We start from the raw sequence: 13,689 nt of genomic DNA on the forward strand, positions 1-13,689 counted from the left end.
CGCCCCCCAAGCCTTCGGGCAAACTGCCCGCCGTTCGGACCCGACCAGAGGAAACACCCATGCACGCCATCATGCTCAAGGCCAAGTTGCACCGCGCCGAAGTCACTCACGCCGTGCTCGACTACGAAGGCTCCTGCGCCATTGATGGAGAGTGGCTGGACCTGTCGGGCATCCGCGAGTATGAACAGATCCAGATCTATAACGTCGACAATGGCGAACGCTTCACCACCTACGCCATCCGTGGCGAGGAAGGTTCGCGAATGATCTCGGTGAACGGTGCCGCAGCGCACAAGGCCAAGGTCGGTGACCGCGTGATCATCTGCGCCTATGCCCACTACAGCGAGGCCGAGTTGCTCAACTTCAAGCCACGCATGCTCTACATGGCGCCGGGCAACGAACTGAGCCACACCAGCAACGCCATTCCGGTTCAACTGGCCTGATCGAAACACCTGCGTCACCACTTTCCCCTGTGGGAGCGAGCTTGCTCGCGATGGCGGCGGGCCAGTTGATACAGATGCCGACTGACACACCGCTATCGCGAGCAAGCTCGCTCCCACAGTAAGCAATCTGCGTTTCCGTTTGTCGGACCTTTCCCACCCAGTTGTACAAAAAAGTACCGGGAAACGGTCAGACAAAGTCAAGACAGATCGCAACGCGAGGTTTACTGTAGTCGCCCTGTGCCCGGCGATCGTGTCGACGCAGTTATCCGGACGCCCGCCTCCAGCCGCGCCGGAATTTTTAGTGTACAAAAGGTCGTTCAAGTAAAAAGGAAACCCGCAGCGATGGCGTATTACCGAACTCCTCAAGACGTGACCGCTCTGCCCGCCTGGCAAGCGCTGAATGACCACCGCAAAGCCATGCAGGATTTCAGCATGCGCGAAGCGTTCAATGCCGATCCGCAGCGTTTCAACCAATTCACCCTTTCGAGCTGCGGCCTGTTTCTCGATTATTCGAAGAACCTGATCAACGCCCAGACCCGCGACCTGCTGGTGGGCCTGGCGAACGAAGTCGACCTCAAGGGCGCGATCAAGGCGCTGTTCGAAGGCGAAATCGTCAACGCATCGGAAAACCGCCCGGCCCTGCACACCGCCCTGCGCCGTCCAGTCGGCGACAAGTTGCTGGTCAACGGCGTCAACGTGATGCCGGACGTGCACAAGGTGCTGAACCAGATCACCGACCTGGTCGGCCGCATTCACGACGGCCTGTGGCGCGGTTACACCGAGAAGCCGATCACCGACGTGGTGAACATCGGTATTGGTGGTTCGTTCCTCGGTCCGCAACTGGTGTCCGAAGCACTGTTGTCCTACACGCACAAAGGCGTTCGCTGCCACTACCTGGCGAACATCGATGGCAGCGAGTTCCACGAACTGACCATGAAGCTGCGCGCCGAGACCACGCTGTTCATCGTCTCGTCGAAATCCTTCAACACCCTCGAAACCCTGAAGAACGCCCAGGCCGCCCGTGCCTGGTACCTGGCCCAGGGCGGTTCGGAAGCGGAGTTGTATCGCCACTTCATCGCCGTATCGAGCAACAACGCGGCCGCCGTGGCCTTCGGCATCCGCGAAGAGAACATCTTCCCGATGTGGGACTGGGTCGGCGGTCGCTACTCGCTGTGGTCGGCCATCGGCCTGCCGATTGCCCTGGCCATCGGCATGTCGAACTTCAAGGAACTGCTGTCCGGCGCCTATTCCATGGACCAGCATTTCCAGAGCGCCCCGTTCGAACAGAACATGCCGGTGCTCCTGGCATTGCTGGGCGTGTGGTACGGCAACTTCTGGGGTGCGCAGAGCCACGCGATCCTGCCGTACGACCATTACCTGCGCAACATCACCAAGCACTTGCAACAGCTGGACATGGAATCCAACGGCAAGAGCGTGCGCCAGGACGGTACGCCAGTCTCCACCGACACCGGTCCGGTGATCTGGGGCGGCGTCGGCGCCAACGGCCAGCACGCTTACCATCAGTTGCTGCACCAAGGCACCCAATTCATCCCGGCCGACTTCATCGTGCCGATCGTCAGCTTCAACCCGGTTTCCGACCATCACCAGTGGCTGTACGCCAACTGCCTGTCCCAAAGCCAGGCGCTGATGCTCGGCAAGACCCGCGCCGAGGCCGAGGCCGAGTTGCGTGACAAGGGCATGAGCGAGGACGAAGTGCAGAAGCTGGCGGCACACAAGGTGATTCCGGGCAACCGTCCGAGCAACACCCTGGTGGTCGAGCGCATCAGTCCACGTCGTCTCGGTGCGCTGGTTGCGCTGTATGAACACAAAGTGTTCGTGCAGAGCGTGGTCTGGGGCATCAACGCCTTCGACCAGTGGGGCGTGGAGCTGGGCAAGGAACTGGGCAAGGGCGTCTACAACCGCCTGGTGGGAAGCGAAGAGAACCCAGCCGAAGATGCCTCGACTCAAGGCCTGATCAACTACTTCCGCGGGCGTCATCGCGGCTGATCCCTGAGTCTGTTTTATCCCTGTGGGAGCGGGCTTGCTCGCGAAAGCGGTGTGTCAGTCAACTAAGATGTTGACTGACACACCGTCTTCGCGAGCAAGCCCGCTCCCACAGTTGCTTTGTGCATGACTTGAACCCACGGGCCACCGAGCGCATCTTTATACCTTGTCGCAAAACAAGAATAAGGAACCGTCATGTTCGATATCAGCCAGTACCCCCACGCCGATGCCGTCCGCCGGGCTGCGCAACTGAGTCAGGACGAGTACAAGCGGCTCTACAAAGAATCCATCGAACACCCCAGCACCTTCTGGGCCGAGCAGGCCACGCGCTTTCTCGACTGGATGTCCCCGTGGCAGACCGTCCAGCGCTACAACCTCAAGAACGGCGACGCGAGCTGGTTCGCCGGCGGCACGCTGAACGTCAGCGCCAATTGCATCGACCGACACCTGGCGACGCGCGGCGACCAGACCGCGATCATCTGGGAAGGCGACAACCCCGCCGAATCGGCAGAAATCAGCTACAGAAAACTTCATCATCACGTGTGTCGCCTGGCCAATGTGCTGAAAAGCCGTGGCGTGAAGAAAGGCGACCGGGTCTGCATCTACATGCCAATGATTCCGGAAGCGGCCTACGCGATGCTCGCCTGCACACGTATCGGTGCGGTGCATTCGGTGGTGTTCGGCGGCTTTTCGCCGGATTCGCTGCGCGACCGGATTCTCGATGCCGATTGCCGCACCGTCATCACCGCCGATGAAGGCGTGCGCGGCGGGCGTTTCATACCGCTCAAGCGCAATGTCGACAAAGCGCTGGAAAGCTGCCCGAACGTCAGCACCGTGCTGGTGGTCGAGCGCACCCAGGGCGAGGTGAACTGGATCGAAGGTCGGGACCTCTGGTATCACCAGGCCACACATGAGGTGAGCGACGATTGCCCGCCTGAACCAATGGACGCCGAAGACCCGTTGTTCATCCTCTATACCTCCGGCAGCACCGGCAAGCCCAAGGGTGTGCTGCACACCACTGGCGGTTATCTGCTGCAAGCGGCGATGACCTTCAAGTACGTACTCGATTACCGTGACAACGAAGTCTTCTGGTGCACCGCCGACGTCGGCTGGGTCACTGGCCATAGCTACATCGTCTACGGTCCGCTGGCCAACGGTGCCACCACGCTGATATTCGAGGGCGTGCCGAGTTATCCGAGCAGTTCGCGGTTCTGGCAGGTGATCGACAAGCATCAAGTCAACATTTTCTATACCGCGCCAACCGCCCTGCGTGCACTGATGCGCGAAGGCGCAGCGCCCCTGCAGGAAACTTCTCGCAAGAGCCTGCGATTGCTCGGCAGTGTCGGTGAGCCGATCAACCCCGAGGCGTGGGAATGGTATTTCAACGTTGTAGGCGAACAGCGTTGCCCGATTGTCGATACCTGGTGGCAGACCGAGACCGGCGGCATCATGCTCAGCCCCCTGGTGAGCGCGCCACGGCTCAAGCCAGGCTGCGCCACGCGACCGATGTTCGGCGTGCAACCGGTGCTGCTGGATGAGGTTGGCAAGGAAATCATCGGCGCGGGCAGCGGCGTGCTGGCGATCAAGTCGAGCTGGCCGGCACAGATTCGCAGCGTCTATGGCGATCACCAGCGCATGGTCGATACGTACTTCAAGCCCTACCCTGGCTATTACTTCACAGGTGATGGCGCCCGGCGCGACGAAGACGGCGACTTTTGGATCACCGGACGCATCGACGACGTCATCAACGTCTCGGGCCACCGTATCGGCACCGCCGAGGTGGAAAGCGCCCTGGTGCTGCACGACAGCATTGCCGAAGCGGCGGTCGTCGGTTATCCCCACGACCTCAAGGGCCAGGGCATCTATGCCTTCGTCACCCCGATGGACGGTGTCGAGGCCAACGATGAGCTGAAGAAGGAGTTGCTGGCCCATGTCAGCAAGGAAATCGGAAGTTTTGCCAAACCGGAGCTGATCCAGTGGGCGCCGGCCCTGCCCAAGACTCGTTCGGGCAAGATCATGCGACGGATCCTGCGCAAGATCGCCTGCAACGAACTCGACAGCCTCGGCGACACCTCGACCCTGGCCGACCCGAGCGTGGTGGAGGGCCTGATCGACAAGCGCCTGAACCGCTGATGATTCCTTGTGGGAGCGAGCTTGCTCGCGATGGCGGTGTATCAGTTGATACCGATGTCTCTGACGCACTGTTATCGCGAGCAAGCTCGCTCCCACAACGACCACGCCAGCCATAACTGTTAAACTCCCGCGCCTCATTTCTCTAAGGCGCGCCCGGCATGTCTTCCTTGAATCTGGCGCTGCGCGCCGCCCTCGAACAGCGCCAGGCCCTGCTCGACCAACTGCACCGGCAAGGCACCGACTGCTATCGCCTGTTCCACGGCAGCCAGGAAGGCGCGCCCGGCCTGACCGTCGACCGCTACGGCCCGCAACTGCTGGTGCAGAGTTTTCATCAGTCGCTGGAGCGAGATGAGCTGCTGCAACTGCACGGCATCGTCAACGAACGCCTGGGCCTGGACAGCCTGCTGGTCTACAACGATCGCTCCCGGGGCAACTCTCGCATCGACCGCCAGGACAGCGTCTACCAGGCTGACGAGGCCGCCCTGCAAGACCTCATCGGGCATGAATGGGGCTTGAACTACCGCGTTCGCGGGCGTCATGCCGGCCAGGATCCGTTGCTGTTCCTCGACCTGCGCAACGCACGCGGCTGGGTCAAGGACCACAGCCGGGGCAAAAGCGTCCTGAACCTCTTTGCCTACACCTGCGGCGTAGGCCTCAGCGCAGCGGCTGGCGGAGCGCGGGAGGTCTGCAACCTGGATTTCGCCGAAGGCAACCTGGCGGTGGGACGCGAGAACGGCTTGCTCAACCCGGAGCTGCCGACGATGGAGTTCATACAGTCGGATTATTTCCCGGCGATTCGTCAACTGGCCGGCCTGCCCATCAGCCAGCGGCGCGGGCAGAAACTGCCCAGCTATGTTCGCCTGGAACCGCGCCAATATGACCTGGTGCTACTTGATCCGCCCGCCTGGGCCAAAAGCGCCTTTGGCACCGTCGATCTGTTGCGCGATTACCAGAGTTTGCTCAAGCCAGCGCTGCTCACCACCGCCGACGATGGCGTGCTGATCTGCTGCAACAACCTGGCGAAGGTATCCATGGACGACTGGCGCGAACAGGTGTTGCGGTGTGCGCAGAAGATCGGTCGGCCGGTACGCGAATGGAGCGTGCTGGCGCCCGGCGACGATTTTCCGTCACAGGATCGGCAGCCACCGCTCAAAACATTGATTCTCCAGTTCTGAGCAGGCCCCAGCAATCCCACAAAAAAAACGGACAAATCTCATAAAACACAGTGGCTTCGGAACCGTAAACGCATGCCATACTCCAAGGCACTCCGATTCACACCAGACGAAGCCACACATGCCCAAAGGATTGATTCGCGCTCTCGGCGCCCTGTTGACCGCATTGGCCCTCTACAGCCTGTTGGGCTTCCTGATATTGCCGGGCATTGCCCTGCGTATCGCCAACCAGCAACTGGCCGCCCACGCGACGGTGCCGGCCCAGATCCAGCGCATCGAACTCAATCCTTTCAGCCTTGAAGTGACTGTGTGGGGCTTGATGGTCGGCGAGCCGGGCAAGGAGCAGGTTGGCTTTGAACGCCTCTACGCGAACCTGCAGCTCGACAGCATTTGGTCCGGCGCCCTGCACCTGGCCGACATCGAGCTCGACAAGCCAAAGACCGAAGTGATATTCGCCAAGGACGGTCAGTTGAACCTGCTGGGACTGTTCAAACTGCCGCCCAGCGAGCCAACGCCAGCCGATCCCGAGGCCAAGCCATTTCCCTTGCGAGTGGACCGGATCAAACTCGCCAGCGGCTACGTTCACTTCCAGGACCTGCGGCCCAGCGAACCCATCGAGTTTCTCTACGACACCCTCGATTTCGAACTGAAGAACCTCAGCACCCTGCCCGACGACAGCGCAGACATGACCCTCGTTGCCGCGGGTCCCGCGGGCGGGCAGATCGACTGGAAGGGCAACTTCAGCCTGGCGCCGATTGCCTCCGAAGGGACGCTGAAAGTCACCGATGGCCAGATGAAAGCCTGGTGGCCCTATGTGCGTGACGCGGTGCCCCTGGTGTTGGAAAACGGCGTGCTGAACCTCAGCACCGACTACAAACTCAACCTCGCCAAGGGCACGGAACTGCTGCTCAACAACACGGCTATCAGTGTCGCCCCTTTCGCCATCAAGGCACCGGATGGTCGTCCCCTGGCCAGGCTTGAACGTCTCGACGTCAGCGAAACTTCCCTGGACCTGGCGAAGCAGCAGGTCATCGTCGGCAAGGTTCGTAGCCAGAAACTCGAAACCTGGGCCGCGCGGGAAGCGGACGGACAATTGGACTGGCAGAAGCTCTTCGCCAGCCAGCCAGCCAAGCCAAAGGCCAAGGTCGAACCGGCGTCCGCACCGGCAGCCGCCGACTCGCCCAAGCCTGAGCCGACAGCACCGAGCAAGCCGTGGCAGGTGCTGTTGAAAGATGTGCAACTGCGTAATTACCAAGTGCACCTGGCCGACCGCCAGGCACAGCCGGCCGTCGCGTTGGAGGTCGGCCCACTTAACCTGGACCTGCAGAACTACGACACCCTCAATGGCTCGCCTTTCAATCTCAAGCTGGATACCGGGCTGGGCAAGCAGGGCAAGATCCTCGCCGATGGCGTGGTCAACCTGAACCCCGTCACTGCGAAGCTCAACGTCAAGACGCAAGACATTGACCTGCGAGTCGCCCAAGCCTACATCAATCCGTTCATTCGCCTGGAGCTGCGCTCCGGGATGCTCGGCAGTGATCTGGTGGTGGACCTCAAGAACACCGCCCCCCTGGCATTCGCGGTCACCGGCCGTGCCCAGGTCGATCAGTTGCACACCCTCGACACCCTCAAGACCCGTGACTTTCTCAAATGGCAGCGCCTGGAAGTCCAGGGCCTCAATTACCAGCATGGCGACAGCCTGTCGATCGACAAGGTCAACCTGTTCCAGCCCTATGCGCGCTTCATGATCAACGAAGATCGCACCACCAGCGTCGACGATCTGTTGATTCCACAACCGGCCGATGGACCCGCGAAGAATACGGCGGCCAAACCGGCCTCGAAGGACAAGCCGCTGGGTATTCATATTGGTGGCATCGCCATCAACGATGGCTCGGCCAACTTCGCCGACTTCAGCCTGACGCCAAACTTCGCCACGGCCATCCAGCAACTCAACGGTGAAATCGGCACCATCGACAGCCGCCAGGCCAAGCCGGCCAGCGTGGATGTGAAGGGCAAGGTCGATCGCTATGCACCCGTCACTATCAAGGGCGCGGTCAATCCCTTCGACCCGATGGCGAGCCTCGACATCGCCACCAGTTTCAAACGGGTCGAGCTGACCACCCTGACGCCCTATTCCGGCAAGTTCGCCGGCTACCGCATCCGCAAGGGCCGGCTCAATCTCGACCTGCATTACCGGATCACCAAGGGCCAGCTCCAGGCCGACAACAAAGTCGTGGTCGAGCAGTTGCAACTGGGTGAAAAGGTCGACAGTCCAGACGCCGTCAGCCTGCCGCTCAAGCTGGCCGTCGCCTTGCTCAAGGACTCCGAGGGCAGGATTACCATCGAACTGCCGGTCTCCGGCAACCTCAACGACCCGCAGTTCAGCGTGATGCCGATTGTCTGGCAGACCCTGCGCAACCTGGTGGTCCGCGCAGCCCAGGCGCCGTTCAAGCTCATCGGCGGGCTGGTCGCCGGCGGTGGCTCGGAAGACCTGGGGAGCGTGGCATTCGCACCGGGGTCCAGCGAATTGAGCAAGGAAAACGAAAGCGTGCTGCTCAAGCTGTCCGAAGCCTTGGGCAAGCGTCCCGAACTGCGCCTGGAAATCGAAGGCACCGCCGCCGAAAGCAGCGACGGTCCGCTGCTCGCCGGCCAGCGCCTGGAACGCGAATACCAATACACCTATTACAAGATGCTGCAGCGCCGGGGCGACAAAGTCCCGGCCAAGGCTTCGTTGCTGCAAGTACCGGAAGATGAAAAACCTCCCCTGCTGGAAGGAATCTACCGCACTCGCCTGAAAACCCAGCCACCGGCTGAATGGACGCAGTTGGACAAGAAGGCCCGCATCGAGAAACTCCGGGAAGGGGTCATCACGTTCTGGAGCGGCAGCGACCTGCTGTTGCGTGAACTGGGCCAGGAGCGCGCCAGCAGCATCAAGGATTTCCTGGTGGACAAAGGCAAGCTGGCCGATGACCGGGTGTACTTCATCGACGCGAGCCTGGGCCAGGCCGAAAAAGACGGTACCGTCATCACCCCAATGCATTTGGATGCGGAATGAAATGAAGTCTCTGTACGGACTCAGCCTGAGCCTGCTGCTACTCGCAGCCGGCCAGGCCTCGGCCGCCGATACATTGCGTTGCGGCAGCCAGTTGATCAGCGTCGGGGATCGTTCGAGCGAGGTGCTGCAAAAATGTGGTCAGCCTGCGGCGCGTGATGACCTGGGCTACAAACGCAGCGTCAACCGCCGGGAAGAATATCCGGTGGAGGAATGGACCTACGGGCCCAACAGCGGGATGTACCAGTATTTGCGCTTCGAGGGGAACCGGCTGGTGCAGATCACCAGCAAGCGTGGGCGGTGATGGGCTGGGCTATTCCAGGATATCTGCAGCGACAGTGCCGACGCTTTCGCGAGCAGGCTCGCTCCCACAGGGGCCGGGTTGTTTCTGGAAGAATGCGATCAAATGTGGGAGCGAGCCTGCTCGCGAAAGGGACTACTCGGTTTCCCTGACTGGCTCACATGCTCCCTCCCAGAATAGAACAGGCCCCCGGCACGAATGCAGGAGGCCTGTAATGGCCACGTCCATGTGGCCTTTCGCATGAACTCCAAAGCGACGGCAAGCGTATAACCCGGCCCGCTTGCCGCGCCTTCTCCCGTCCAGGCGAGAAGCCTTTCCTTACTCGGATTTCAGGCCATCAGCCGATACGGCTTTGACGCCTTTGATTTTCTTGGTGATCGCGACGGCGGTGTCTTTCTGCGCATCGCTCAAGACAGTGGTCGAAGACAGGGACACAACGCCCTTGTTGGTTTCAACCTTGATGTCGGAGCCTGGAATGCCTTTCTCGGTGACCAGGTCGGCTTTGACCTTGGTGGTGATCCAGGTATCGGAAACGTCTTCCTTAGCCTCTGTCACTTCGCCCGCAGCCAGCATCATCGGGGCCTGAGTTGCTTGAGTGGTCTCGGCGAAAGCGCTAGCCATGGTCAGGGTCAGTGCAGTGGCAGCAGCGGCAGTGATAGCGAACTTCTTCATACGAGTAACTCCTGTTTTTCTCAGAAACTGCCGAAAGTGCATCGCGGCAGGTTGTCAGGAGTAGTGCGAAGGCTGTGCCAGTTTTGAAACAAAAGAAATTTCCTGATAAATCAAATAGTTAAGCGAAGCGGTTGTTTTCACAATCATGCAAATTGCATGACCGGGGATTTTGGTACATGCAACTTGCGGGTTTAAGCCGTTCGCTAACGTTATGAATTAACAAGATTTTCCGTGGCGAGGGAGCTTGCTCCCGCTGGGCTGCGTAGCAGCCCTTAATGTAAGCCAGACGGCGCAAGCAATCTTGCGCCATGGTGACGGACTTGAGCCTCAGGTGGATGAGGTATTTACGGTGCAGCCGCTACGGTGCAGCCGCCCGCTGGCAAGAACTCTTCAGCAACATTAGAAGCACAGGTCCAGGCGCCCGTTCCGGCACGACTGAGAGTGATCGTTTTACCAACAATGGAAGAAGGCGCTTCCTTGATGGTGCAAGTGACGGTGGCGGTCCCGGCAGCAGCATCACCTGAGACAGCCATTGTGCAATTATTGCTTGATGCCGGTACGCCCGTGTTGGCAGCGGTTGGCGTCGTACCTTTATTCAGAAGGTCTTCAACCGGCACCTTCAACGAAGAAGCCTCCGCCAACCCGACCGTCACCTTCGCCCGCGCCTGATACTTCGAATACTGCGGCAACGCAAACGTCGCCAGGATCCCAATGATCGCCACCACGATCAGCAGCTCGATCAGCGTAAAACCCTTTTGCTTGTTCATAGACATCTCCCATGCATGAGTCGGAATCTCATGACCTGAAACGGCCGTTGCAGGGCACATGCCAACCCTGGAAAGCCCAGCCACACAAGGCCTTCCCCGCCGCAAAGGCCCGCCGTCCTACCCCAACAACCGCACTATCTGACGCTTTTTGTCACCTCTGCTCGCTGGTCAGCCGCCTATGCTTGACTAGGCTATAAATCATGAACAGCCCGCGTCCGGTATCCCCATGAATGACATCGCCCTCAGCGGCCTGGCCAAGCAATTGGTGCTGGCCGAACTGATCACCGAACAAAGCGCGCAGCAGGCTTTTCAACAGGCCCAGCGCAATCGAGTGCCCCTGGTCAGTTACCTGGTGCAGAACAAACTGATCCAGAGCCGGCAGGTGGCGGAAATCGCCTCGGAGCATTTCGGTATAGCCCTGCTGGACCTCAACAGCCTCGACAAGGACAACCAGCCCGCTGGCCTGGTCAGCGAAAAACTGGTGCGCCAGCATCACGCCCTGCCGCTGTGGCGGCGCGGCAACAAGCTGTACGTGGGCATTTCCGACCCCACTAACCATCAAGCCATCAACGACATCCAGTTCAGCACCGGCCTGACCACCGAAGCCATCCTGGTGGAAGACGACAAGCTCAGCGATGCCATCGAGAAATTCTTCGAGTCCAGCAGCACCGGCCTGGAGGGCATGGCCGACGTCGACCTCGACGGCCTGGACATCGAGTCGACCGATGATCGCAAGCAGGACAGCATCGTCGGACAGGACGGCGACGATGCGCCGGTGGTGCGCTTCGTCAACAAGATGCTGCTGGATGCCATCAAGGGTGGCTCTTCCGACCTGCACTTCGAACCCTATGAAAAAACCTACCGGGTCCGGGTGCGCACCGACGGCATGCTGCGGGAGGTCGCCAAGCCCCCCATCCAACTGGCCAACCGTATTGCCGCGCGCCTCAAGGTCATGGCCAGCCTGGACATTTCCGAGCGGCGCAAACCCCAGGACGGTCGCTTGAAGATGCGCCTGTCAAAAACCAAGTCCATTGATTTCCGGGTCAACACCTTGCCCACGCTCTGGGGCGAAAAAGTAGTGATCCGGATCCTCGACCCCTCCAGTGCGCAAATGGGCATCGACGCCCTGGGCTACGAGCCGGAACAGAAAGACTTGTACATGGCTGCCCTCAAGCAGCCGCAGGGGCTGATCCTGGTAACCGGGCCGACCGGTTCGGGCAAGACCGTGTCGCTCTACACCGGCTTGAACATCCTCAACACCGTGGACATCAATATTTCCACCGCCGAAGACCCGGTGGAAATCAATATGGAGGGCATCAACCAGGTCAACGTGAACCCACGCCAGGGCCTGGATTTCGCCCATGCCTTGCGCTCCTTCCTGCGCCAGGACCCGGATGTGATCATGGTCGGCGAGATCCGCGACCTGGAAACCGCCGAAATCGCCATCAAGGCCGCCCAGACCGGGCACCTGGTGCTGTCCACCCTGCACACCAACAGCGCCGCCGAAACCCTGGTCCGCCTGCATAACATGGGCATCCCAGGGTTCAACATCGCCACGGCGGTGCACCTGATCATCGCCCAGCGCCTGGCGCGAAAATTGTGTACGCATTGCAAGAGAGCCATCGAGGTTCCTGAGGAAACCCTGCTCAAGGAAGGTTTCCCCCGGGAACGCATCGGCTCATTCACGATCTATGAGCCGGTCGGTTGCGAACAGTGCAACAACGGCTACAAAGGTCGCGTGGGGGTATACGAAGTGGTCAAGAACACGCCGGAGCTGCAACGGTTGATCATGGCCGAGGGCAACTCCCTGGAAATCGACCTGCAAATGCGCAAGGACGGCTTCAACGACCTGCGTACGTCGGGGCTGGCCAAAGTGATGCAAGGCATCACCAGCCTCGAAGAAATCAACCGGGTCACCAAGGATTGAACATGGCGGTCAAGGCAGTAAAAACCGACGTCTACGTGTGGGAAGGCAAGGACCGCAAAGGCACGAAAATGTCCGGCGAACTGACCGGCCAGAGCCCGGCGCTGATCAAGGCGCAACTGCGCAAACAGGGTATCAATCCAGGCAAGGTGCGCAAGAAATCCACTTCGATATTCAGCAAGGGCAAGCGCATCAAGCCGTTGGACATCGCCCTCTTCACACGCCAGATGGCGACGATGCTCAAGGCTGGCGTGCCGTTGCTGCAAGCGTTCGACATCATTGGCGAAGGCTTCGACAACGCCAACATGCGCAAGCTGGTGGACGAGGTGAAACAGGAGGTCGCCGCCGGCAACAGCTTTGCTGCGGCGTTGCGCAAATGCCCGCAGTATTTCGATGAGTTGTATTGCAACCTGGTGGACGCCGGCGAGCAGGCCGGTGCACTCGATACGCTGCTGGACCGGGTCGCGACCTACAAGGAAAAAAGCGAGGCCCTCAAGGCCAAGATCAAGAAAGCCATGACGTATCCCGCGGCCGTGGTAGCTGTCGCGGCCGTGGTCACGAGCATCCTGCTGATCAAGGTCGTGCCGCAGTTCGAGTCGGTATTCGCAGGCTTTGGCGCAAAATTGCCGGCCTTCACGCTGATGGTCATCGGCCTGTCGGAATTCTTGCAGGAATGGTGGTGGATACTGCTGGGTGGGTTGGTGGGTGGATTTTTCGGCGTGAAATATGCGCTGAAGCGCTCCCAGGCATTCCGTGACTGGCGGGACAAGTGGCTGCTCAAGCTGCCCCTGGTGGGCACCCTGATGTACAAGTCCGCCGTGGCTCGCTATGCCCGTACGCTGTCCACGACATTCGCCGCCGGCGTGCCGCTGGTCGAAGCCCTCGACTCGGTGTCGGGCGCCACCGGCAACGTGGTATTCAAGCGTGCGGTGCTTCGCATTCGACAAGACGTCTCGACCGGCATGCAGCTGAATTTTTCCATGCGTGCCTCCGGCATCTTCCCCAACCTGGCGATCCAGATGACGGCCATTGGCGAGGAATCCGGCGCGCTGGATGACATGCTCGACAAGGTGGCGAGTTTTTACGAAGCCGAAGTGGATAATCTGGTGGACAACCTCACCAGCCTGATGGAACCCTTCATCATGGTGATCCTGGGGGTGGTCGTCGGTGGCCTGGTGGTTGCCATGTACATGCCCATCTTCCAACTCGGCTCTGCGATCTGAC

General features: G+C 60.3%; 10 protein-coding genes. 8 read left to right on the plus strand and 2 right to left on the minus strand.

Going from position 1 to position 13,689, the window contains the following annotated elements; genetic code table 11:
* Positions 1-59: 59 nt before the first annotated feature.
* From panD to KSS97_RS24705, 6 genes are all read left to right on the plus strand, one after another.
* A complete protein-coding gene (gene panD, locus KSS97_RS24680) occupies positions 60-440 on the plus strand; it encodes an aspartate 1-decarboxylase (RefSeq protein ID WP_030140244.1) in 381 nt (126 codons plus the stop codon).
* A 342-nt stretch (positions 441-782) separates the two neighbouring features.
* On the plus strand, positions 783-2,447 hold the full coding sequence (gene pgi, locus KSS97_RS24685; protein ID WP_030140245.1) for a glucose-6-phosphate isomerase: 1,665 nt from the start codon (positions 783-785) through the stop codon (positions 2,445-2,447).
* Between the two features lie 192 nt (positions 2,448-2,639).
* Positions 2,640-4,577, plus strand: a complete 1,938-nt coding sequence (gene acs / locus KSS97_RS24690) for an acetate--CoA ligase (protein ID WP_217860356.1) — start codon at positions 2,640-2,642, stop codon at positions 4,575-4,577.
* A 158-nt stretch (positions 4,578-4,735) separates the two neighbouring features.
* Positions 4,736-5,752: a class I SAM-dependent rRNA methyltransferase gene (locus KSS97_RS24695; RefSeq protein ID WP_030140247.1), complete on the plus strand. Its 1,017-nt coding sequence runs from the start codon at positions 4,736-4,738 to the stop codon at positions 5,750-5,752.
* Positions 5,753-5,870: 118 nt separating this feature from the next.
* Entirely contained in the window at positions 5,871-8,804 is a 2,934-nt protein-coding gene (locus tag KSS97_RS24700; RefSeq protein WP_217860357.1) for a DUF748 domain-containing protein, read from the plus strand.
* A gap of 1 nt (position 8,805) precedes the next feature.
* Complete coding sequence (locus KSS97_RS24705; protein WP_030140249.1) at positions 8,806-9,105, plus strand: DUF2845 domain-containing protein; 300 nt, start codon at positions 8,806-8,808, stop codon at positions 9,103-9,105.
* Between the two features lie 315 nt (positions 9,106-9,420).
* Here the strand turns inward: KSS97_RS24705 and KSS97_RS24710 are convergent, their stop codons facing one another.
* A complete protein-coding gene (locus KSS97_RS24710; RefSeq protein WP_030140250.1) occupies positions 9,421-9,774 on the minus strand; it encodes a BON domain-containing protein in 354 nt (117 codons plus the stop codon).
* A 344-nt stretch (positions 9,775-10,118) separates the two neighbouring features.
* On the minus strand, positions 10,119-10,541 hold the full coding sequence (locus KSS97_RS24715; protein WP_030140251.1) for a pilin: 423 nt from the start codon (positions 10,539-10,541) through the stop codon (positions 10,119-10,121).
* A gap of 226 nt (positions 10,542-10,767) precedes the next feature.
* Here KSS97_RS24715 and pilB point away from each other — a divergent pair, with 226 nt between their 5' ends.
* Positions 10,768-12,468: a type IV-A pilus assembly ATPase PilB gene (gene pilB / locus KSS97_RS24720; protein WP_217860358.1), complete on the plus strand. Its 1,701-nt coding sequence runs from the start codon at positions 10,768-10,770 to the stop codon at positions 12,466-12,468.
* 2 nt (positions 12,469-12,470) lie between these two features.
* Positions 12,471-13,688 (plus strand): type II secretion system F family protein, encoded by a 1,218-nt coding sequence (locus tag KSS97_RS24725; RefSeq protein WP_030140253.1) that lies wholly within the window; start codon positions 12,471-12,473, stop codon positions 13,686-13,688.
* Position 13,689 lies beyond the last annotated feature (1 nt).

Origin of the sequence: Pseudomonas alvandae (assembly GCF_019141525.1) — a bacterium.
GTDB lineage: Bacteria > Pseudomonadota > Gammaproteobacteria > Pseudomonadales > Pseudomonadaceae > Aquipseudomonas > Aquipseudomonas alvandae.